Raw genomic sequence first — 23,613 nt, 5'->3', positions numbered from 1 at the left:
TGAGCGTTCGAATAGTAGCGATTTATGTGACTTTATTCACAAATAGGGAATTCCCTTATAGCTGAAAATTGCAACAAAAAAATCCAATACTCACTTGAGTATTGGATTAAAAGTATTATTTATTTAATGCTTTTTTAGCTGTTTCAACTAATTCACCGAATGCTTTTTCATCAGTGATAGCCACTTCTGATAACATTTTACGGTTGATGTCGATACCTGCTACTTTAAGACCATTCATTAAACGGCTGTAGCTCATGTCGTGCATACGTGCTGCCGCGTTGATACGTGCGATCCATAATTGACGGAAGTCACGTTTTTTCTGACGACGGTCGCGGTAAGCATAGTTACCTGACTTCATTACTTGTTGTTTAGCTACTTTGTATAATGTATGTTTTGAACCGAAATAACCTTTTGCTAATTTAATGGTTCTTTTATGACGACGACGCGTCACCGTTCCACCTTTAACTCGTGGCATGATAATTCCTCCTTAGATAATCCTGTATTTTATTTTACGTAAGTTAACATTTGAGCAACGCGCTTTTGATCGCCTTTAGATACTAAAGCTGCTTTACGAAGTCCGCGTTTTTGTTTAGTTGATTTGTTAGCAAATAAGTGAGAAGTGAACGCTCTTGAACGCTTTAATTTACCTGAAGCTGTTCTTTTTACACGTTTCGCGCCTCCGCGGTGAGTTTTCATTTTAGGCATTTTGATGTCCTCCTAGTTTTGTTTTTTATCGACGATTGGTGCTAACATTAAGAACATTGAGCGACCATCCATCTTAGGTCTTTGTTCAACTGTAGCGATATCTTTGCATTCTTCTGCAAATTTCTCAAGTACACGTTGACCAAATTCTTTGTGCGTGATTGCACGTCCTCTGAATCGGATAGATACTTTAACTTTATCTTCTTTTTCAAGGAACTTGCGACCATTTTTCAGTTTTGTGTTAAAGTCATTTTCTTCAATCGTTGGACTTAAGCGAATTTCTTTAACAACCACAATCTTCTGATTTTTACGTGCTTCTTTTTCTTTTTTCTGTTGTTCGAATTTGTATTTACCGTAATCCATAATTTTTGCAACAGGTGGTTTAGCAGTTGGTGCAACGAGTACTACGTCAAGGTTGACACGTTCAGCGATCTCGATTGCTTCGACCTTTGTTTTAACACCTAATTGTTCACCATCATGGCCGATTAATCGTAATTCTCTTGCACGGATTTTGTCATTGATTTGCGTCTGATCTTTAGCTATGATTGACACCTCCTATTGGATTTACTAGACGAACAAAAAAAGCGGGTGCATAATGCACCCGCGTAAAAATAAACATGGCAACCATGTATATACCCGGTCACTGCTCGTGGCGTTCCTCGGGTGAGAAGCGGGATGCTTCTGCTTGTTCGTTTCGTATTCAACAGACTTAATCTTAACAGGATTAGTTCGGGATGTCAACATCTATTTTCTCATATTCACTCATATCAGTGGATTGAGAAAGGTCGACTTTTTCCAGCGGTATTTTTTTCGTTTTATAACGTAACTTATGATACAAGTAAAATGCCAGGAAGATCGGAATCCCCATGTAAGTAATCAGGAAACCATTCATATCAAAATCACCGTGCAGGATCAGATCTGTATCCTGACCAATGATCACAAACAGACAGAGTACAAATGCGAATATCGGACCGAACGGGAACCACATCGCTTTATATTTCAATACTGATAAATCTTTGTTCTGTCTGTAGAAGGCACGTCTGAAACGGTAATGACTGATCGCGATACCGAGCCATGCGATAAAGCCTGTCAGACCACTTGCCGCTACGATATATTCATAAGCACCACTTGCTACACGCTCTACCATAAAGATGATGAGAATCACAACAAAAGTAGCAAGAAGACTCGGAATAGGTACCCCTTTTGAATTTGTTTCTGAGAACTTACGCGATGCTAAACCATCTTTCCCCATTGCATAAAGCATACGAGTAGAGGCATACATGCCTGAATTACCTGCTGACAGAATTGAAGTCAGGATAACAGCGTTCATAAAGGAAGCAGCAAACGCAAGTCCTGCATTTTCAAAAACAAGTGTGAATGGAGATTTTGAAATACTGTTTCCACCCATCAGATTCGGGTTTGTATAAGGAATGATTAATCCAATCACTAAAATAGAAAGAATATAGAAAATCAGAATACGCCAGAATACTTGCTTAATAGCTTTAGGAATCGTTTTTTCCGGTTCTTCCGATTCCCCTGCTGTAATACCGACCAGCTCTGTTCCCTGGAAGCTGAATCCCGCAACAAGGAAAACACCGAGAATGGTCAGGAATGATCCTGTCAGACCTTCACCGACGAATGGTGCATCACCAGTTGTAAAATTCTGAAGTCCGATATATTCGCCGCCGAGTATACCAAATATCGTCAGGACACCGATGATTAAAAATAGGATAACTGTAATAACCTTGACGATAGCGAACCAGTATTCACTTTCACCATACACTCTGACTGATAATGTATTGAGCAGGAAGATAATCGCCAGAAAGGCGAGACTCCACGCCCAGCCCGGGAGAAAGTTGAGGGGCTCCCAGTATTTAATGACGCTTGCTGCTATACTGACGTCCGCTGCTACTGTAATAACCCAGTTAAACCAGTAATTCCATCCTAGAGCAAACCCAAGCGACGGATCGACGAATCGAGTCGCATAAGTTGAAAAAGAGCCAGAGATTGGCAGATAAGTTGCCATCTCCCCTAAACTTGTCATCAGGAAGAAAACCATAATCCCGATGATTGCGAATGCAAGTAAGGCACCGCCTGGCCCTGCATCTCTAATTGCACCACCTGAAGTCATAAATAAACCTGTACCGATACAGCCACCAATTGCAATCATGGAGATGTGTCGAGGTTTCAGGAGACGCTGTACTTCATTATTTCCACTCATATTAAACCACCTTCTATTTCATCAGAAAAGGCGCACATCTAAAGATGCACGCCTGATAAATCAGTTAAGTAGCGCATCACAAATGTGACAGTCTGATATATCTTCTATATCAGCCCAGTACCCTGCTGTTATCACTTACCGGATACTTCGGCGACATTGCCTTTCACACTGCTTCCCTTACGTGATACCGTATCTGCAGCACTACTGATCGTTGTCGCGACCTCTACCTCTTCTTGAGGAATATTTATTTGTTTATACTATAACGCATTAAAGTCTGTGAGGCAACCTTATTTTTTGAGACGAATTTCGTCAACGAGCTGCCAGATGAACTCGTCGCGCTCCATAGTCTCTGAATTTTTCTGACCGTAACGACGGACATTCACTTCATTATTTTCGACTTCTTTATCACCTACAACGACCTGATAAGGGACTTTATGCATCTGTGCTTCACGGATCTTATAGCCCATCTTCTCTTCACGGTCATCAATATGGCAGCGAACGCCTTGAGACTTCAGTTCATCATATAAAGCACGTGCATAGTCATAATGTACTTCATTTGAAACCGGAATGATTTCAAGCTGATTTGGTGCAAGCCATGTTGGATAAGCCCCTTTGTATTCTTCAGTTAAGAAGGCAACGAAACGTTCCATCGTTGAGATGACACCACGGTGAATAACAACTGGACGGTGATCCTGACCATCACTGCCGATATATGTTAAGTCAAATTTCTGGGGTAACAGGAAGTCGAGCTGAACAGTCGATAATGTCTCTTCCTTGCCGAGTGCTGTTTTAACCTGAACATCAAGCTTGGGACCATAGAATGCCGCTTCGCCTGGTGCTTCTTCATAATTAAGACCCATTTCATCAACGGCTTCTTTCAGCATGCTCTGTGCTTTTTCCCACATCTCATCATCCTGGAAGTATTTCTCAGTATCTTCCGGATCACGGTAAGACAGACGGAATTTGTAGTCTTTGAAATTGAAATCTTCGTAGACATCGATGACAAGCTCAACGACTCGTTTGAACTCATCCTTGATTTGATCAGGACGAACGAAGATATGCGCATCGTTTAAAGTCATACCGCGGACACGCTGTAAGCCTGATACAGCACCACTTGCTTCGTAACGGTGCATTGTACCTAGTTCAGCAATACGAATAGGTAATTCACGGTAGCTGTGTGGTCTGTTTTTATAGATCATCATATGGTGAGGACAGTTCATAGGACGCAGTACGAATGTCTCGTTATCAAGCTCCATCACAGGGAACATATCATCCTGGTAATGATCCCAGTGACCTGACGTCTTATACAGTTCAGATGAACCCATTACTGGTGTATAGACGTGATCATAACCAAGTGCCACTTCTTTATCGACGATATAGCGCTCAAGTTCACGACGGATTGTCGCACCGTTTGGCAGCCATAATGGAAGTCCTGCCCCAATTAACGGATTAGTAGTGAAGAGTTCCATCTCTTTACCGATTTTACGGTGATCGCGTTCTTTACGCTCTTCAAGCAACTGAAGGTGTTTTTTAAGTTCTTTCTTATCGAAGAAAGCTGTACCGTAAATACGTTGCAGCATTTTATTATCTGAGTCACCGCGCCAGTACGCACCCGCTACTGATAACAGTTTGAACTCCTTGATTTTACCAGTCGACGGTACGTGGACACCACGACATAAGTCAGTGAATTCACCTTGAGAATAAAGTGTTACATTCTCATCTTCCGGAATGGCATCGATCAGTTCCTGTTTATATGGATCATCTTTAAAAACTGCCTTTGCTTCATCACGTGAGACAACACGACGTTCGATCTTATCATTCTCTGCAATAATCTGACGCATTACTTTTTCGATATTCTCGAAATCCTCTGCTGAGACTTTCTCCTCCATATCAAAATCGTAATAGAAACCTTCCTCAATAACAGGACCTACACCGAAATGAACATCACCATATATCCGTTTAAGCGCCTGCGCCATTAAGTGAGCTGTCGAGTGACGCAGCACCTCGATTCCTTCAGGTGATTCAGGTGTAATGATCTCGATACCTCCGTCTGTTTCAAGTGCTGTTGACAGATCCACCATCTGACCGTTGAATTTTCCTGCTAATGCTTTTTTCTTAAGACCTGGACTGATTGAAGCAGCAATCTCTTCAGTTGTTACACCCCTATCAAAATTCTTTTCATTACCATCTGGAAACTTGATTTTAATCTCACTCACATTAAACACTCCTTCTATTTTTAAATACAAAAAGACCCCATCCCAAAAGGGACGGAGTCATTCCGCGGTACCACCCTAATCGCCTTACGGCAACTCTGCATAAGATAACGGTCTTGAGCCGGACATGGATTAGATGTCAATTTAAAAAGGGAGTAAGTCCACATTTTATTAATCAGGCTCACACCTACCCTGACTCGCTAAGTAACAAAGACTGTGACTCATATCCTTTATCATTATTTGAATCGTTTGATTATGATTATATTATACACCCTTCAACAGATTAATCAAGAGCGACGATAATTCTTTCCGTTCAGCGGATAAGCATCTGTCAGTGCTTCAATACGTTCCATCATCCGATAGGCTTTCGTCTTCTCTTCACCGTTCTTCGTCTGCTGAAAATGAAATCTCAGTTCATCCTTATTGAAGTTGGACGAGAAGAATGTCGGCAGCTGGTTCATCATGCGATAATGGAACAGTGGACCTAGCACCTCATCCCGAACCCAGGGCGTCATCTCCTCTGAACCGATATCATCGAGCATCAGAACCGGACTATTTTTAACACGGTCCAGTTTTTGTTCATAAGTACCGTCGTTAAAACCTGATTTCAGTTCACGAAGAAACTCAGGCACATAGAATATGGTCGTATAAATATGACGTTCTTTCAGCTGATTGGCAATCGCACCCAGTATATAAGATTTCCCGGTACCGAAGCTCCCGTGAATATACATGCCTCGCGTCTGCTTCCCTGCTGCGATATCGTTACAGATTTCAACGGCACGCTTAACAATATTGATGCGTTCCGTACCGTCCAGGTCAATTGACTTAATCTTCGCATTCAGTGTCTCATAAGGCACATGCATCGCCGTGACATATTCTTTCATCAGCTGTTCTTCATCATGTATTTTCTTATTCGGACAAGGAGAATAGGTGATTTTAATACGCTCATCTTCTATATAGAGGCGGGGTGTATGTCCTTTGACAAAGTTGATACACTTGCCGTAACTCGCGCATCGTTCGCACAGTTTCGACTGATCCTTATATTCCTGGAGAATCGTCAAGTCCTTATCAATCATCTCTTCTGTTATATTATGTTCTTCAATAAACGGTTTGATATCCGGATGATTGATCGTCTCACGTTTAACCTGTTCTATCTTGGCCATAATACCCGGATTATTTTTGACAAATGCACTGAATGGTTTCATTATTCACCCTCCTTCCAAAAATTTTGAAGTTCTGCTTCCAGTTTACGTTTCTCTTCCTCAAGATCCATGTTCTGTTCTTTCTGCTGCTCGGGCTGCTCCATTTTTTCAAGCCACTCCGGTGTCTTCTCATATGACTTCATTACACGTTGTTTAGCCGGTCTCTGCTGACGTTCTTTCTGTTCACGCTGCATTTTCTTGACATGATGATATGCCTTCTCACTCGTATCCAGCTTCAGTTTTTTCCAGTTAGAGGCAATTTCTTCTATATAGGTCTGCGGCAGCTTCATTCCGTTGGAGAGCATGACGTACTGCAGAAGCACGTTCATCACACCAAAAGGTAGTTTTTCTCGTTCAATAATAGTTTCTATCATCCGTTTCTGTTTCATCGTCGGTTCAGACTTGCTGAACGCGGCAAGCATCTCAATTGGACTCGTCGTATCCATCATTTCAAACCAGCTGAGCTGCGTTTTTTCTTTCTGTACTGACGTCTGTTCGGATGCCACTGTTAATGTCGGCAAGTTACCTTCGTGCTCAAACTGATAGAAGTCACGCGCATTACGTCTTAGATCCTCAAGTGATATCGCTTGATCAGATGTCATGGATTTTAAGACGATGCGGCGCATATCAGTCGGTGCAATATCATATAACACTGACAACTGTGCGATCAGTTCACGTACCTCTTTTGTCAGCTGTTCCCTCGTAATCAGATTCTGCTTCAAGAGCATCTCCAGCATATCAAAGTCAAATGTCTGCTGATGAACCGGTATACCGAGTGATGTACTTGTTTTAATCAGACCATCATTATTGTCATAGATTTCTTTTGGTGGTGATTTCGGCGCACCATAGACATCGATATAATTTTTAGAGACTTCCTTATAATCTGTCAGATCAATTCCCGCTGTACTGAAGTGACGTTTCAGCTGATTGAACCGCTCTTTACCAACAGTCTGATAGAGATAGACAGAAAGCATGGGATCATTGAAAAACTGTTCTGGCATCACCGGACTGATCAGTTTATAGACAAAATGCTGAGACTCATCATTTATTTTCATAAATGTCTTCATCAGACCGATGCCCTCCAGTCGAAAGCGCAGCTTCTCAAAGTGACTGAGATTCATCTTGAGTTCATTCATAATAATATAATGCGTCACTTCATCTGATACTTGTGTATCGTCCAGAAATTGTGTCATATATTGATAGACCGCAATGCTTTCCAGTCCTATCAAAGGAATATAGAGTCTTTTCAGCACCTCTTCTGTTAAGCCGGTCGCCACATAATTGGTCGTTACAACAAAACGGTCAGCAGGTCTTATTCCGGAAAAATAATGCATGTACACACCTACTTTTTATTCTTATCACTCAGCATACCCTGCATGGTAGACAGCAGCTGATCAATATCCTTAAATTCTTTATAGACTGAAGCAAATCGGACATATGATACTTGATCAAGTCCCATTAACTGTTCCATGACCAGCTCACCAATATCTACAGATGATACTTCTGTCTGACTACTTTCACGCAACTGATATTCCACTTCATTCGCAATTCTTTCAAGATCGTCATAGGCCACCGGTCTTTTCTCACACGCACGTACGAGGCCGTGAAGAACCTTGTCCCGATTAAATGCCTCGCGTGTCCCATCTTTCTTGACGACGATGAGCGGTGATAACTCGATGCGTTCGAACGTCGTAAAACGCGTGCCACATTGTTCACATTCACGACGTCTTCTGATGGCATTCAAATCATCTGCATGTCTTGAATCGACAACTTTTGACTGATTATAACCACATTTCAGACATTTCATGCTATCGCCTTCCTTTAATTAGTATCACTTCATTATACATGATTAAAGCAATCATCAAAACCGTTAATGACTTTAGAGAATGGGGTATAGATAGATAACTTGAGGAGGCGACACAGCATGATTGAACTTGAAGAGTTTGAAGACGGTAATCCCGTCAATAAAGAGCGTGAGAAATTTAACAGAAGAAATGAAGCGATTCTCTATCACAATGATGATGTCGGCATCGTCTTTATCGGTGACTCCATCACCGCCTACTGGGATATCGATAGTTATTTCCGGCATAAAGACAATAAACGACTCATCAACCGTGGTGTCAGTGATGACTATACGATGTACTGTAGGCGTCGGTTCGAGGCAGATGCCTTACAGCTGAAGCCAGATTTAATCATATTATCAATCGGTGTCAATAATACGAAAACTTTAAGTGAAGCGACAGATGACACTGATGCCCGTCCTATCATCGATCAGGCGGTTAATGATATAAAAGCGATGATAGTGCTGAGCAGAGAACACCATATTCCGATAGCAGTCACATCGGTCACCTCCCTTAATCGTCCTCATCTGGATCAGTCAGGTGTCAGAGCTGCTGCTATCACCGAAATCAATAGTCAGATTGAGCGACTGGCAGATGATATGGCTATTCCCTTCATCAACTACTATAAAGAGATGACCATCAATAACCGATTAAATGCTGAGCTGACGAAGGATGGTCTGCATCCACACGTTAAAGGCTATGATGTCATGGCCGCAGTCCTCAGTAGACAGATTGAGGTATTGACGACAAAATAACAAAAATGAGCTGCTCTTTTTGAGCAGCTCATTTCCATTAATCTCTTAGTCAGCTAATTTTTCTCCCATTAATACAGCAAGTTCAACAACACGAGTTGAGTAGCCCCACTCATTATCATACCAGGCAAGGACTTTCACTTTATTGCCATCCATCACAATCGTTGACAGACCATCGACGATTGATGACATTGGATTAGTATTAAAGTCAACGCTGACTAATGGTTCAAAGGTGATATCAAGAATACCTTTCAGTGCACCCTCAGATGCTTCTTTGAAGGCGTTGTTGACATCTTCAACTGTTACATCAGTCTTCAGGTCAACTACTAAATCGACAAGTGAAACATTCGTTGTCGGTACACGTAATGCCATACCGTGAAGTTTACCTTCTAATTCAGGCAATACAAGCGCTAACGCTTTAGCCGCACCTGTTGAAGTAGGAATGATACTCTGCGCACATGCACGTGCACGACGTAAGTCTTTATGTGGGTTATCCAAGTTTTTCTGATCGTTTGTATAAGCATGCACAGTCGTCATCAGACCATTCTCGATACCGAATTTTTCATTCAGTACTTTTGCTACTGGAGCCAGACAGTTCGTTGTACATGAAGCATTAGAAATCACCTCATAAGTCTCAATATCAAGACCTTCACAGTTTACACCGCGCACAATCGTCTGTACATTACCTTTACCCGGCGCTGTCAGAAGAACTTTCTTAGCGCCTGCTTTTAAGTGTGCAGATGCTTTCTCAGCGTCATTGAATTTACCCGTTGCTTCGATGACAATATCGATATTCAGTTCTTTCCAAGGTAGTAATTCAGGATTACGTTCAGCGACCAGTTTGATTTCTTTGCCGCCTACTTTAAGACCATTATCAATCGGTTCAACATCAAGTTCATACTTACCATGTGTGGTATCGTACTTGATTAGATGTGCCAATGTTTCAGGTGGATAGCTCGCATTGATTGCGACAATCTCCAGCTCATCATTAAGTGCTGCTGCACGGAATACCATTCTACCAATTCTGCCTAAACCATTAATTGCCACTCTTGTCGTCATGTCATATCTCCTTATTGTGCTATACTTTTATGTCATTAGTATAACATAATGAAAAGAAGATGGAAGCGGTTGCTTCCATTTTTTTAGTGAGATTTGTAATATTCTTTCACGACTGTGTCGACATTTATTTTAAGGTCTTCTAATGTTCCACTGTTATCAATGACAATATCGGCACGTTTTCGTTTCTCTTCTATTGAGATTTGTGATGTTATTCGAGCACGTGCACTTTCTTCTGATAACTGATTACGCTTCATCAATCGCTCAAGCTGCAGTTTTTCCGGTATGTAGACGACCCAGACGGTGTCCACTGTTTCTTCCAGCTTGTTTTCATAGAGAAGCGGAATATCCATAATGACATCTTGGCCTTCACTGAGAGCAGCCTCTTTCTCCTCTTCCATAATGGTCCTCACAATAGGATGAATAATACTGTTTAATTTATGCCGCTTGTCCTCATCATGAAAAATTTGCTGACCAATATATGCGCGATTCATTTCACCATTCAGTACGGCATCCGGACCAAATGCTGCTGCCACCTGTCTGAGCCCTTCTGAACCGGGTGCAACCGCCTGACGCGCTGCAATATCTGCATCCACTATAACGAAGCCCTGCCCTTGAAGTAACTGGGCAACTGTTGATTTACCACTGGCGATACCGCCCGTTAATCCGATAACTGTCATTTATATCACCTATTTCTGGCATATTGTACAGTAGTGTGTATTCCGTCCTGCTATGACTGCAGTCTGAACGTCTGATCCACACGTGCCACATGTTTTTCTGCCGTATATTTTGAAGCGGGTCTGCATCTGTCCACTTTCACCTTCTACATTTCTATAGCTTGAGATGGAGGACCCACCGTACAGTATTCCTTCTTCCAAAGCATGAACCAGCGCTTGAAAGAGATGCTTCCTGGATGCCTCATCCAGCGATGACACTGGGCGATGCGGGTCTATTCCTGCTGCATGCAGACCCTCACAGGCATAGATATTACCGCAGCCACTGATCACACTATGATTCATCACCGCTTCTTTAATCGGCTTTTTCTGCCATTTCTTTAAGTCCAGCTGTTCAAGAAAGTGCGCTTCAGCCTCTATGTTAAAGGGTTCGGGCGCAATCGCCATTATTTGTCTGGCATCCTCAAGCCGGTCGATCAGCCGCATTTCGCCGAAGCGTCTGATATCGCTATAAATGAGTTTTTTCCCGGACTGGAGTGCCAGTTCGACATGCCAGTGGTTCATATAGTTCGGGATCCCGATGTCATCGATATGATCAACGACAAAATAAGCACCTGACATACCGAGATGACTGATGATAAACTGTGTGCGCCCTTCGTTCTCAATCGTAAATATCAGATATTTGCTTCGTCTATCAATCTGACTGATGGTACTGCCCATCACATGATCTTTAAATGTCTGAAGATCGATTCCTTTAATAATCGTTTCTTTACCATTCTGTTTACCGCTATGCACTTTGTCAGAAAAAGTGACCCCTGTAATGATTTCACCTATCACCTTAGGTTCAAGACCTCGTCTGACATGTTCTACTTCAGGTAGTTCTGGCATATTCTCCTCCTATTTTGCTTCATACCATGATGCACCATAACTCGATTCAACGAGAAGTGGCACACTGAGTTCCAGGGCATTCTCCATCACATTCTTGACGAAAAGACTGAATGCCTCAATCTCATCTTCCGGCACTTCAAATATCAGTTCATCGTGTACTTGCAGCAGTAGTTCTGCATTAAAGTCTGTTCCCTTCACTTCTTGCGCATAGTTGACCATCGCAAGCTTGATAATATCCGCTGCACTCCCCTGTATCGGTGTATTCATCGCTGTACGTTCAGCAAATCCGCGCACGTTATAATTACGCGCTGTGATATCCGGGATGTAGCGTCGTCTATTGAGCAGTGTTGAGACGTAGCCGTCCTGCTTAGCCTGCTGGATGATATCATCCATATATTGCTTCACATTCGGGAAACTCTCCAAATAATCCTCAATAAATTTAGCGGCTGCAGGACGGGAGATACCGAGTGACTGACTGAGACCGTAATCGCTGATGCCATAGACAATACCGAAGTTAACTGCTTTTGCCTGACGTCTCATATCTGCATTGACTTCATCCTTCTCAACATCAAATACTTCCATCGCAGTCTTTGTATGAATATCGATACCATGATTAAAGGCATCCATCATACTCTTATCTTCTGTGATATGTGCCAGCACACGCAGCTCAATCTGTGAGTAATCGGCTGCAAAAATGACCCAGCCTGGCTTAGACGCTGTAAATGCTTTTCTGATTTTACGTCCTTCTTCCAGACGAATAGGGATGTTCTGTAAATTCGGTTCTACTGATGACAGGCGTCCTGTCTGGGCAAGCACCTGATTGAAGCGAGTATGGATTTTGTCATCTTCTGCAATCATCTTCTGGAGACCTTCTACATATGTAGACTGCAACTTCGCAAGCTGGCGATAATCGAGGATGGCTGCAATAATTTCATGCTGGTCTCTTAGACCTTCAAGCACATCCACTGCTGTCGAATAACCTGTTTTTGTTTTCTTTGCTGCTGGTAATCCCAGTTCCTCAAATAAGATGACGCCTAACTGTTTAGGTGAGTTAATATTAAATTCATGACCCGCCAGCTGATAAATAGTGGCAACGAGTTCATCGATGCGAGTTTTCAGTTCTTCCTGCATATCGATAAGTGCTTGCTTATCGACCTTTATCCCTCTATATTCCATATCAGCAAGTACAAGAGAAAGCGGCAGCTCAAGTTCATCATGCAGCTTCATCTGTTCGTTGTTCTCCAGTGCTGATTTCATCTGTGCAGTAAGCTGATAGATGGTCATCGCCTGACGTGCAAAATATTCATTAAGTTCTGCTGCCTCAGGAATAGCCATCTTTGCACCTTTACCGAAAATCTGTTCGTTATTCGGTATCGTGATACTATGAAGCTTCGCTGTTTCAGCAACATCCACAATCGTTTTTGATGGATCCAGTAAATAACTGGCCAGCATAACATCAAAATCGATGCCTCTGATTTCAATACTTGAGCGACGCGCCAGAATAACGGTTTTCTTCGCATCAAATACATACTTATTTTTAGTAGCGTCTTCAAGATAATTTTTCAGGTCTTGATTTTTAGTCAACTCTTCACTGCTGATTACTGCTGTCTGACTTCCGTCAGTAATCGCAAGCGGCAGTACTTCGTTAACAAGATAGTTGTCCTTAAAGCAATCTATGAAGATAGCAGTCGTGCCCTCAAGATTGATGTTTTTAATATCCACAATTTTCATATCCTGCTGCTCAACGACAGGAGCTGTATTCATCTGTTCAAGCATCTGCTTGAATTCCAGCTCTTTGAATAGTTTTATCTTGTCTTCGTCTGAACCGGACTCGAGCTTTATATCTTCCAGACTCATTTCAATCGGTGCATTTACTTCAATGGTTGCAAGCTGTTTACTCATCAATGCATCAGCCTGATGGTTCATTAAGTTTTCGTTCAGCTTCTTCGCCTTAATATCTGACAGGTGACTGATGACTTCCTCAACTGTTCCGTATTCGAGAAGTAGTTTAATAGCCGTTTTTTCACCGACACCCGGTACACCCGGAATGTTGTCTGACTTATCGCCCATCAAGCCTTTTAAATCAATTATTTTATCCGGCCCGAAGCCATACTTGTCCTGCACGAATTCCGGTGTATAATGATCGATATCTGTGACACCTTTTTTTGTGTAATAAACAGAGACATAGTCATTGACAAGCTGGGTTAAATCCCGGTCACCTGTAATGATAATGGTCTCCATCTTCTTGTCAGCTGCTTCTTTTGCCAGCGTCCCGATAATATCATCAGCTTCATAGTTCTCAAGCTCATAATGTTTAATATGATAAGCTTCAACTAGTTTACGAATGAGCGGAAACTGCTCACTTAATTCCGGCGGTGTCTTCTGTCTGCCACCCTTATACTCACTGAAGGTCGAGTGACGGAACGTCGTCTTTCCTGCATCGAATGCCACAAGGAAATGGGTCGGCGACTCGTCCTTAATAATTTTGTCGAGCAGCAATGTAAAACCATAGACTGCATTCGTATGAATCCCCGAACGATTATTGAGCAGCGGCAGTGCATAAAATGCTCGGAATGCCAGGCTGTTACCATCTATTAAAATTAGTTTTTCACTCATAATTTGCCTCCGTTAAGTTGATATCTCTATTTTACCATAGCACAGAAAAAGCCATGCACTGTTGTGCATGGCTTATGCTTTCTTCAGACAGACTCTGAACGTCGAGCCTTTTCCTACTTCACTTTCAACGACGATTGTACCACCAAAGACTTCAACAATATGCTTGACAATCGCAAGTCCAAGCCCAGTTCCGCCGCTTTCTCTGCTTCTTGCCTTATCAATACGATAGAACCGCTCGAAAATACGTGTCTGTTCTTCTTTCGCAATACCGATCCCCTCATCAATCACTTCAAGAATTCCGTCTCCTTCATTCTTGACATTGACTCTGATAACGGCACCTTCCGGAGAATAGTTGATGGCATTCGATAATAGATTGATGATGACCTGCTTCAGTTTACTTGCTTCTGCCATCACCAGCACGTCTTCTTCGATTAATGTTTCTATTTTAATATTTTTTCTGCCTGCCAGCTGCTGTACCACTTCAAGTGAGTTCTCTGTCTTCAGGCTGAGATTGACTTCATCAAGAACAATATGGCTGCTCTGCTCAATTTTTGACAGTTCGAGTAACTCGCTCACCAATCCCTGAATACGATTGGATTCCTTCAGTATAATATCCAGAAACATTTCAAGCGTATCTGGATCGTTCTTAGCCCCATCGAGCAATGTTTCTGAAAAACCTTTGATAGACGTAATCGGTGTCTTCAGTTCATGTGAGACATTTGCGACAAAATCTTTACGCATCTGTTCGAGTGACTTCAACTTGGTGATATCATGCAGCACGACGACGACACCTTCCAGCTTACGTCGCCTTCTCGACAGAACAGGGACAACTACTGCATCAAAATACTTTTTATGTACATTCACCATGATATCAATGGTTTCATTGATTGTTTTTTCCGTATAAATCGCATCTTTGATCATTCTCTTTATAGCAGGATAAGTGATTACTTCATCATAGTGCCCTTCTAACACCTGCTGTCCCTGGTTAAAGGTCGAATTATACGTATCGTTGACAATAACAACCCGACCCTGCTTATCCACCATTAAAATGGCAGAAGGAATATTCTCAAGTGTTGTCTCAAGACGGTTACGCTGCAGCTTCTGTTCATTATTCAATGTCTGGAGCGTGCGTGCAAGTCTATTTGTGCTGATATAAAGCTCCTTAGTTTCGTGACTGTACTCTCAGGAATACGCACTTTATAATTACCTTCTGTCAGCAGCTTGGACGCATAGGTCACTTCCTTAATAGGCGCGATATAACTCCGGTAAATATAGCGGACTATAAAGAAGACAATCGGTATAGCTGTCATCATCGTCAGCAGCAGATACTCCCAGATTGACCTCGTCAGACCCTTTAGATCTGTCAGCCGGTCTACGAGATAAACCGTATAACCTTCCTTTCTATAGACAAGAACGGCCTGTGATTCCTCCTCAGTAAACCTATAGAAACCCGTCTTACCAGTCGTAAGCCAAGGTTCCATCACTTTATTGATCCCTTCTTCATTTATAGCAGGACTTTTATAGAAAGTCTGTTCACCTTTCTTAATCCACATCTGTTTCAGTGAGACCTTATCATAATCATTGATTTCATTGTTAGACTGCGGCTGTGTCTGAGCAATCTCAATCAGACGCTCAGCCTGTTTCTTCATTTCAGTCTGCTTCGTCTTAGTGATCTGTTCGGTGACGATATTAGACAGAAAAAAACCGATCAGGATAAAACTTAATACCATGAGTACCACTAAAAAAGTGAAGAGTCTGTTCGTGAAGCCTCTCATATAGACCTTGGATTCTCCAGTTTATAGCCTAGTCCTCTTACTGTTTTAATATACTGGGGTTGCTTCGGATTTTCCTCAATTTTCTCACGCAAGTGACTGATATGCACATCGACAATTCTTGAATCACCCGCAAACTCATAGTTCCAGACTGAATTCAGCATGTGTTCGCGCGTAATGACACGACCTTGTCTTTCAATGAGATAGATCAGTAATTCAAATTCTTTCGGTGTCAGATCAAGGAGCTCATCGTTACGATAAGCTTCAAAATGTTCAGGTAAAATTTTAAGTCGTCCTAAGTTAATTTCTTTACTTTGTCTCATATCCATTTGCTGCTCATTTACGGTCGTACGTCTCAAAATGGCTTTGACGCGAGCTACTACTTCTCTTGGAGAAAATGGTTTCGTCATATAGTCATCCGCCCCAAGTTCAAGGCCCAGCACTTTATCAAACTCATCATCCTTTGCAGTCAGCATAAGAATCGGAATCTGATTCTTTTCACTCCGGATAGCTTTACAGACCTCAACACCGTCCATTTTAGGGAGCATGAGGTCAAGGAGCATCAGATCAGGACGTTCCGTAAATACCTTTTCAAGTCCTTCTTCTCCATCATAAGCAGTCTCCACTTCATAGCCTACCTGCTGTAAATTGTATTTCAACAGCGTTACGATTGATTGTTCATCATCAACCACAAGAATTTTCTGTGCCATTCGTTACCTCCAGATGATATGTCTCTTTCATTATATATGAAGATGTTTTGTTAAGGCTATTAATTATCAATAATCTTCAAACGCCGGTAACATAATTTACAGAAAATTAACATAAAAAAACTGCAGAATTACTCTGCAGTTCCATATTTTACATATTTTCAATCAATTCATCGGCGAACTCAGAACATTTAACTTCAGTCGCACCTTCCATTAAACGGGCAAAGTCATAAGTTACTACTTTAGAAGCAATCGTTTTCTCCATTGACTTCGTAATCAATTCTCCTGCTTCTTTCCATCCTAAATGGTCAAGCAGTAATACACCACTTAAAATAACAGACGATGGATTGACCTTATCGAGACCTGCATATTTAGGTGCTGTACCATGAGTGGCCTCAAAAATAGCATGTCCTGTCTCATAGTTGATATTGGCACCCGGTGCAATACCGATACCGCCGACTTGAGCAGCAAGTGCATCAGAAATATAATCACCATTCAAGTTCATTGTCGCAACAACATCAAACTCAGCTGGACGCGTCAGAATCTGCTGTAGGAAGATATCTGCAATCGAATCTTTAACCAGCAGTTTGCCGCTGTTCACTGCTTCCTCCTGTGCTTTTTCTGCTGCTTCCTTACCGTCTGTTTCTACTAACTTGTCGTACTGAGCCCATGTGAATACTTTATCGCCGAATTCACGTTCAGCAAGATCGTAACCCCACTGTTTAAAAGCGCCTTCAGTGAACTTCATAATATTTCCTTTATGGACCAGGGTCAGCGATTTACGATCTTGCTCAAGCGCATAGTTGATAGCTGCTCGCACTAATCGTTCAGTACCCTCTTTTGATACCGGCTTAATACCAATACCAGAAGTCTCAGGGAAACGAATATTTTTCGCACCCATTTCATCCTGCAGGAAGTTAATGACCTTCTTCACGTCATCAGTTCCTTCCTTATACTCGATTCCAGCATAGATATCTTCTGTATTCTCACGGAAGATGACCATATCTGTATCTTCCGGACGTTTTACAGGTGATGGCACACCGTCAAAATAACGCACAGGTCGTAAGCACACAAAGAGATCAAGCTCTTGTCGTAATGCAACGTTCAATGAACGAATACCACCGCCGATAGGTGTAGTCAGAGGGCCTTTAATTGCAATCAGATACTCATCAATCGTATCAAGCGTTTCTTGTGGTAACCATTCTCCAGTAGTATCGAATGCCTTTTGTCCTGCCAGCACTTCTTTCCACTCAATCTTTTTTTCACCCTTATAAGCTTTTTCAACTGCTGCATCTAAAACTCGGACTGCAGCATTCCAGATATCAGGACCTGTACCATCTCCAATAATATAAGGAACAACCGGTTGATTTGGCACATTAAGTGTACCGTTTGAGTTAGTGATTTTTTCTGCCATGATATACCTCCATCAAATTATTAGATTATCGCTCTGAAACAGGGACATATTGACGACCCACTTCGCCTACATATTGTGCACGTGGACGGATGATGCGATTATTTTCATATTGCTCCAGAATATGAGCTAGCCAGCCTGACACACGAGATACAGCAAAAATCGGTGTGAATAGGTCATGCTCAATACCCATAGAATGATAGACTGTTGCTGAATAGAAATCAACATTTGGTAATAAGCCCTTTTTCTCCTCTAAAATCTCTGCAATACGCACAGACATGTCATACAGTTCTTTTTGGCCTGTTTCATCTGTAATACGACGAGACATCTCTTTTAAATATTTAGCTCTAGGATCTCCTTCTTTATATACACGATGTCCGAAGCCCATGATTTTTTCTTTATTATCTATTTTCTTCTGAATATACGCTTCTACATTTTCCATAGAACCGATCTCACTCAGCATCTTCATAACCTGTTCATTCGCGCCGCCATGCAGAGGTCCTTTAAGGGCACCAGCTGCTGCAGTGATGCCTGAATACATATCAGTCAATGTGGATGCACATACACGAGCAGTAAATGTGGATGCATTAAGTTCATGGTCTGCATGAAGAATTAATGCTTTATTGAAGGCATCGACTTCAACGTCAGTCGGTTCCTCACCGAACAGCATGTACAGGAAGTTCGCTGCATAACTATATTCTTTCTTAGGTTTAAGCGGTTCTTTTCCTTGTCTGACACGCGCAAATGCTGCGACAAGCGACGCCACTTTTGCCTGTATACGAACGGCTTTATTATGATGTGCCGCTTCATCAAATTCTTCTGCACGTGGATCAAAGTGCGCTAAATAACTGAGCGATGTACGCAGACCTGTCATCGGATGAACACGGTCAGCTGCATAATCTTCAAAGTGCTCATAGATTCGAGGATTAAGCACCATATTCTCAAGGAGCTGTTCTTTTAAGTCTGCAAGCTCTGATTCAGTCGGAAGTCTAAAATTCCATAATAAGAAAATAACTTCTTCAAATTGAGCGTTCTCTGTTAAATCATCGATATCATAACCGGCATATGTTAACTGCTGACCTACAATTGAGCTTACTTTCGTTTCAGTAGCGAGGACGCCTTCTAAACCTCTGATTACTTCTGCCATAATACTATCTCCTTTGCTCATTAATAATTACTTTTTTAATGACATTACATCGTTTATTATACAGACTTTGTACAAAATTGTGAACGTTTTCATTACTTAGCTATTCTTTATTATAAGTGATAAGTTTTGCTTATTATATATTTTCTGAATTATATTGCTATTTAGAATTTTCTGTTATATGATTTTATTTATTTAAAACGTTTTCATTCTTTAAACAAGACAAGGGGAAAATTTATGACAAACAAACACTTTGATGACAATAATCTTCAAAGAACATTAACCAACCGGCATATTCAGCTGATTGCGATCGGGGGGGCAATCGGGACCGGACTATTCCTGGGGTCAGGTAAATCTATTCATCTCACGGGACCTTCCATTCTACTTACCTATGCTATTATCGGTATCGTGCTGTTTCTTTTCATGCGGACGCTCGGTGAATTACTCTTATCCAATACGAACTATCATTCATTTACCGATATTACGAAGGATTATCTTGGTGAATTCGCCGGTTATGTCACCGGCTGGACCTACTGGTTCTGCTGGATTGTAACAGGTATGGCTGAAGTGACGGCTGTTGCCCAGTTTGTTAACTTCTGGTGGCCGGATTTTCCAACATGGCTGACAGCACTGATCACTATTCTATCGTTAATGGCACTTAATTTACTGACTGCCAAATTATTCGGCGAACTGGAATTCTGGTTTTCTATTATTAAAGTAGTGACTATTATTGCACTGATTGTTGTCGGTATCTTCCTGATCATTATTCAATTTGAGACACCATTCGGTCACGCATCACTTTCTCATCTATGGAGTCATGGCGGCTGGTTTCCAAACGGCGTCAATGGTTTCCTACTCAGCTTCCAGATGGCTGTCTTCAGTTTCGTCGGTATTGAGTTAATTGGTGTAACAGCAGGTGAGGCACAAGATCCTGAGAAGACATTGCCACGTGCCATCAACAATGTACCTGTCCGTATTCTGCTCTTCTATATCGGTGCACTCGTCGTTATTATGAGTATTACACCATGGGATCAGATCAATCCTGAACTGAGCCCGTTTGTTGAACTCTTCAAATTAATCGGTATCGTTTTTGCAGCTAGTTTAATCAACTTTGTCGTTATCACTTCAGCTTCATCATCTTGTAATAGTGGTATTTTTTCAAACAGCCGAATGTTATACGGTTTAAGTAAGCATTACTCAAGAGGGTCAGGTTTCTTCCAGAAGACAAATAAAGAAGGAGTCCCTGCCAATGCAGTTATCTTTTCAAGTGCTCTATTACTGGTAGCCGTTCTTCTGAACTACTTCATTCCTAATGCAGCAACTGTCTTTACACTTGTCACAACGCTCGCTACAGTCTTTTTCGTAGTCGTCTGGTCATTAATCGTCATCTCATATATGGTCTATCTGAAAAAACGTCCTGACTTGCATCGTGCATCAACTTATAAAGCACCCGGTGGCATGACCACAGCAGTTGTTATTCTTGCATTCTTTATCTTTGTATTCTGTCTGCTTTTCATGGCAGAAGATACGAGAATCGGTGTCATGCTGACACCGCTCTGGTTCTTTCTCTTATTCCTGATGTATCGCTTTGACACAAGAAAAGCTTCATAACAAAAAGCTCAGACAACTTGTCTGAGCTTTTTTGATTTTCTATACTTTCGCATGACCAGCATATACTTTATTATGCTGTGCGTCTACTGTAACAACTGTCCCTTGCTCAAACTTATCATAGATATTATCAATACCAACGATAGTCGGTTTACCAAGTGTCAGGCCGACTACAGCTGCATGGCTTGTCAGTCCACCTTCTTCAGTAGCAATCGCTACTGCCTGTTCAAGGTAGGGTACCATATCAGCATCAGTTGACTGAGTGACAATAACCGCTTCTGTAAGGTCTTTATCAGCAAGTTCCTGTGCATTTTTCACTTTGATAACACGTCCTACAGCTGATGTACGTCCGATTCCTTGTCCTGATGCAAGTTCATCGCCTACAAGCTGGATCTTCATGAAGTTTGTCGTACCTGCTTCTCCAGTCGGAATACCGGCAGTAATAATAATCAGATCACCGTTGTTGACGCTACCTGCCTCAATAGCCGCTTCAGATGCTTGATCAAGTAACTGGTCTGTAGTTTTCTTACCTTCCTTAACGACAGGTACTGCGCCCCAGACAAGTGCCATATGACGCGCTGTCTGTTCATAAGGTGTCATAGCAATAATATGGGCATGCGGACGATATTTAGAGATGATCTGAGCAGTATGTCCACTCTCCGTTGCAGCGACAATCGTCTGCACATCAAGATTCAGCGCAGTGTGGGCAACTGATACACCAATTGCATTCACCATGTTCGTCTCATTCAATTTTGTACGGCTGCTGAGGAGCTGTTTATAGTCTTGTGCTTCTTCAGCTGCATAAGCGATGTTCGCCATCACTTTGACTGATTCGACAGGATATTGACCTGCTGCTGTTTCACCTGATAACATTACAGCGTCAGTTCCATCATAGATTGCATTCGCTACGTCACTTGCCTCAGCACGCGTTGGACGAGGATTACGCTGCATAGAGTCCAGCATCTGTGTTGCTGTAATAACCGGTTTACCGAGCACATTACACTTACGAATCAGTTCTTTCTGAACAAGTGGTACACGTTCTGCCGGAATCTCTACACCCATGTCTCCACGTGCAACCATTAATCCATCTGAGACTTGAAGAATCTGATCGATGTTATTGATTCCTTCTTCATTTTCAATTTTAGGAATAATGCGGATTGTTGTGCATTTACGATCTTCCAGAATTTTACGAATTTCAAGCACGTCACTCGCTCGTCTGACAAATGATGCAGCAATAAAATCTACATCTTGTTCGATACCGAACTTAATATCTTCAGCATCTTTTTCAGTGATTCCTGGCAGATTTACTTTAACGCCCGGCAGGTTAACGCCCTTTTTATTTTTCAGTTCACCGGCGTTGACGACGTCACAGACAATTTTGCCTTCATCGTGCTTTAAGTCTTTAACTGTCAGTTCAATCAGACCATCATCAAGTAGAATCGTTGAACCGACATGTATATCATTGATCAGCTCAGGATAAGTCACTGAAAATTCATTCGCTGTGCCTGTGACTTCCTGCATATTGATGACAACTGTCGAGCCTTTGATCAATTCAATTTTGTCATTTTCCATATTATGCGTACGAATTTCAGGACCTTTCGTATCAAGCAGAATGGCAACTGTTTTATTTAATTTTTTTGCGACTGAACGGATTCTTGCAATTCGCTCACCATGCTCTTCATGACTTCCGTGAGAGAAGTTTAAACGTGCCACATTCATTCCTGCATTCATTAACTGTTCCAGTATCTCTGGTGATTCTGAAGCAGGTCCGATCGTACAAACAATTTTAGTTTTTCTCATTATATATGCCCTCCAAGTATGATTAAATCGATAGTTCGTTCGTCAGACGATACATATCTTCATCAATTTCGTGATGACTTGAGAAGATATCCTCGAATTTAGTTTTAGTCAACTTATTGTTCTGAATTCCGACTGCATAACCTGACTCTCCTGCCATAAGCAGATTGACTGCGTATGCACCAAATCGAGATGCCAGAACTCTGTCCATTCCAGAAGGAGAACCGCCCCGCTGCATGTGTCCTAGTACTGAAACACGTGTATCTACATTGATATATTTTTTCAGTTCTTCACTGCAGTGATCACCTGACATGACCCCTTCAGCGACAATGATGATGGAGTGCTTTTTCCCTCGCTCAATGCCCTGCTGAATCTTATCAGCAATCTCCTGAACATCTTTTTTATGTTCAGGAATCAGAACAGTCTCTGCACCGCCTGCTAACGCTGACCATAATGCCAGATCACCCGCATCGCGACCCATTACTTCAATAATGAACGTCCGTTCATGACTGGATGCTGTATCTCTGATTTTATCGACAACTTCTATAATTGTATTGAGGGCCGTATCAAAGCCGATGGTAAAATCTGTCCCGTTGATATCATTATCGATAGTACCCGGGATACCAATTGTTTTAATACCTTCTTCATTCAGACGCTGTGCACCGCGGTAACTACCGTCCCCGCCTACTACAACTAATCCTTCAATTCCCATCTGCTGCAGGTTCTGGATGCCTTTTTTACGGACTTCAGGATCCTTGAACTCAGGACAGCGGGCAGACTGAAGAAATGTACCGCCGCGTTGTATTTTATCCCCAACAGATCCTCGGTCCATTTCCTTAATATTATTATTGATCAAGCCTTGATAGCCCTGGTAGACACCATAGACTTCAATATCATGATAAATCGCTTTTCTGACCACTGCACGTACCGCAGCGTTCATTCCTGGTGAATCTCCACCACTCGTCAATACTGCAATCTTTTTCATAATAGCTTCCTCGCTTCATTATCG

Annotated in this window: 21 protein-coding genes, 1 riboswitch and 1 other annotated feature; of the genes, 2 read left to right on the top strand and 19 right to left on the bottom strand. The window is 41.9% G+C overall.

Going from position 1 to position 23,613, the window contains the following annotated elements:
* Nucleotides 1-115: 115 nt before the first annotated feature.
* From rplT to nrdR, 8 genes are all read right to left on the bottom strand, one after another.
* A complete protein-coding gene (rplT, locus tag ERX37_RS01150; RefSeq protein WP_133428814.1) occupies nucleotides 116-475 on the bottom strand; it encodes a 50S ribosomal protein L20 in 360 nt (119 codons plus the stop codon).
* A gap of 29 nt (nucleotides 476-504) precedes the next feature.
* Nucleotides 505-705, bottom strand: coding sequence for a 50S ribosomal protein L35 (gene rpmI / locus ERX37_RS01145; protein WP_133428813.1), 201 nt, complete (start codon nucleotides 703-705; stop codon nucleotides 505-507).
* A gap of 12 nt (nucleotides 706-717) precedes the next feature.
* Nucleotides 718-1,254 carry a translation initiation factor IF-3 gene (infC, locus tag ERX37_RS01140; protein ID WP_133428812.1) on the bottom strand — a complete coding sequence of 179 codons (537 nt, stop codon included), beginning with the start codon at nucleotides 1,252-1,254 and terminating at the stop codon, nucleotides 718-720.
* Nucleotides 1,255-1,272: 18 nt separating this feature from the next.
* Nucleotides 1,273-1,395: a sequence feature (ribosomal protein L20 leader region), on the bottom strand.
* A 31-nt stretch (nucleotides 1,396-1,426) separates the two neighbouring features.
* Nucleotides 1,427-2,923, bottom strand: a complete 1,497-nt coding sequence (locus ERX37_RS01135) for an amino acid permease (protein ID WP_133428811.1) — start codon at nucleotides 2,921-2,923, stop codon at nucleotides 1,427-1,429.
* 61 nt (nucleotides 2,924-2,984) lie between these two features.
* Nucleotides 2,985-3,157, bottom strand: a riboswitch (Lysine riboswitch).
* 53 nt (nucleotides 3,158-3,210) lie between these two features.
* The gene (gene thrS, locus ERX37_RS01130; RefSeq protein WP_133428810.1) at nucleotides 3,211-5,139 is read right to left on the bottom strand and encodes a threonine--tRNA ligase; all 1,929 of its coding nucleotides are present in this window, start codon (nucleotides 5,137-5,139) and stop codon (nucleotides 3,211-3,213) included.
* 284 nt (nucleotides 5,140-5,423) lie between these two features.
* The gene (gene dnaI, locus ERX37_RS01125) at nucleotides 5,424-6,341 is read right to left on the bottom strand and encodes a primosomal protein DnaI (RefSeq protein WP_133428809.1); all 918 of its coding nucleotides are present in this window, start codon (nucleotides 6,339-6,341) and stop codon (nucleotides 5,424-5,426) included.
* The gene (locus ERX37_RS01120) at nucleotides 6,341-7,672 is read right to left on the bottom strand and encodes a replicative helicase loading/DNA remodeling protein DnaB (RefSeq protein ID WP_133428808.1); all 1,332 of its coding nucleotides are present in this window, start codon (nucleotides 7,670-7,672) and stop codon (nucleotides 6,341-6,343) included. Before ERX37_RS01120 ends, dnaI begins: the two co-directional genes overlap by 1 nt.
* Nucleotides 7,673-7,680: 8 nt before the next feature.
* Nucleotides 7,681-8,145 (bottom strand): transcriptional regulator NrdR, encoded by a 465-nt coding sequence (nrdR, locus tag ERX37_RS01115; RefSeq protein WP_133428807.1) that lies wholly within the window; start codon nucleotides 8,143-8,145, stop codon nucleotides 7,681-7,683.
* Between the two features lie 117 nt (nucleotides 8,146-8,262).
* On the opposite strand from nrdR, the gene ERX37_RS01110 reads away from it, so the two are divergent.
* Nucleotides 8,263-8,934, top strand: a complete 672-nt coding sequence (locus tag ERX37_RS01110; RefSeq protein ID WP_133428806.1) for an SGNH/GDSL hydrolase family protein — start codon at nucleotides 8,263-8,265, stop codon at nucleotides 8,932-8,934.
* A 45-nt stretch (nucleotides 8,935-8,979) separates the two neighbouring features.
* Here ERX37_RS01110 and ERX37_RS01105 read toward each other — a convergent pair whose 3' ends face one another.
* The 9 genes from ERX37_RS01105 to ERX37_RS01070 all read right to left on the bottom strand — a co-directional run bounded on the left by ERX37_RS01105 (nucleotide 8,980) and on the right by ERX37_RS01070 (nucleotide 19,202).
* Nucleotides 8,980-9,990 (bottom strand): glyceraldehyde-3-phosphate dehydrogenase, encoded by a 1,011-nt coding sequence (locus ERX37_RS01105; RefSeq protein ID WP_133428805.1) that lies wholly within the window; start codon nucleotides 9,988-9,990, stop codon nucleotides 8,980-8,982.
* 83 nt (nucleotides 9,991-10,073) lie between these two features.
* Nucleotides 10,074-10,667: a dephospho-CoA kinase gene (gene coaE / locus ERX37_RS01100; protein WP_133428804.1), complete on the bottom strand. Its 594-nt coding sequence runs from the start codon at nucleotides 10,665-10,667 to the stop codon at nucleotides 10,074-10,076.
* 9 nt (nucleotides 10,668-10,676) lie between these two features.
* The gene (mutM, locus tag ERX37_RS01095) at nucleotides 10,677-11,549 is read right to left on the bottom strand and encodes a bifunctional DNA-formamidopyrimidine glycosylase/DNA-(apurinic or apyrimidinic site) lyase (RefSeq protein WP_133428803.1); all 873 of its coding nucleotides are present in this window, start codon (nucleotides 11,547-11,549) and stop codon (nucleotides 10,677-10,679) included.
* 9 nt (nucleotides 11,550-11,558) lie between these two features.
* Nucleotides 11,559-14,165, bottom strand: a complete 2,607-nt coding sequence (gene polA / locus ERX37_RS01090) for a DNA polymerase I (RefSeq protein ID WP_133428802.1) — start codon at nucleotides 14,163-14,165, stop codon at nucleotides 11,559-11,561.
* Between the two features lie 72 nt (nucleotides 14,166-14,237).
* The gene (pnpS, locus tag ERX37_RS11585) at nucleotides 14,238-15,281 is read right to left on the bottom strand and encodes a two-component system histidine kinase PnpS (RefSeq protein ID WP_229713136.1); all 1,044 of its coding nucleotides are present in this window, start codon (nucleotides 15,279-15,281) and stop codon (nucleotides 14,238-14,240) included.
* Complete coding sequence (locus ERX37_RS11580; protein ID WP_229713134.1) at nucleotides 15,278-15,895, bottom strand: hypothetical protein; 618 nt, start codon at nucleotides 15,893-15,895, stop codon at nucleotides 15,278-15,280. The genes pnpS and ERX37_RS11580 overlap by 4 nt, the downstream gene beginning before the upstream one ends.
* A 41-nt stretch (nucleotides 15,896-15,936) precedes the next feature.
* Entirely contained in the window at nucleotides 15,937-16,647 is a 711-nt protein-coding gene (locus tag ERX37_RS01080) for a response regulator transcription factor (RefSeq protein ID WP_133428801.1), read from the bottom strand.
* Between the two features lie 148 nt (nucleotides 16,648-16,795).
* Nucleotides 16,796-18,058, bottom strand: a complete 1,263-nt coding sequence (gene icd, locus ERX37_RS01075; RefSeq protein WP_188352340.1) for an NADP-dependent isocitrate dehydrogenase — start codon at nucleotides 18,056-18,058, stop codon at nucleotides 16,796-16,798.
* A 25-nt stretch (nucleotides 18,059-18,083) separates the two neighbouring features.
* Nucleotides 18,084-19,202, bottom strand: coding sequence for a citrate synthase (locus ERX37_RS01070; protein ID WP_133428799.1), 1,119 nt, complete (start codon nucleotides 19,200-19,202; stop codon nucleotides 18,084-18,086).
* 234 nt (nucleotides 19,203-19,436) lie between these two features.
* Between ERX37_RS01070 and ERX37_RS01065 the strand changes: the two genes are divergently transcribed.
* Nucleotides 19,437-20,810, top strand: a complete 1,374-nt coding sequence (locus tag ERX37_RS01065; RefSeq protein ID WP_133428798.1) for an amino acid permease — start codon at nucleotides 19,437-19,439, stop codon at nucleotides 20,808-20,810.
* A gap of 39 nt (nucleotides 20,811-20,849) precedes the next feature.
* Here ERX37_RS01065 and pyk read toward each other — a convergent pair whose 3' ends face one another.
* A complete protein-coding gene (gene pyk / locus ERX37_RS01060; protein WP_133428797.1) occupies nucleotides 20,850-22,607 on the bottom strand; it encodes a pyruvate kinase in 1,758 nt (585 codons plus the stop codon).
* Nucleotides 22,608-22,629: 22 nt separating this feature from the next.
* A complete protein-coding gene (gene pfkA / locus ERX37_RS01055) occupies nucleotides 22,630-23,589 on the bottom strand; it encodes a 6-phosphofructokinase (RefSeq protein ID WP_133428796.1) in 960 nt (319 codons plus the stop codon).
* Nucleotides 23,590-23,613 lie beyond the last annotated feature (24 nt).

The organism is Macrococcus hajekii (assembly GCF_004359505.1).
GTDB lineage: Bacteria > Bacillota > Bacilli > Staphylococcales > Staphylococcaceae > Macrococcus > Macrococcus hajekii.
Note: the sequence above shows the minus strand (reverse complement) of the source record. Positions and strands in the feature narration are given on the sequence as shown.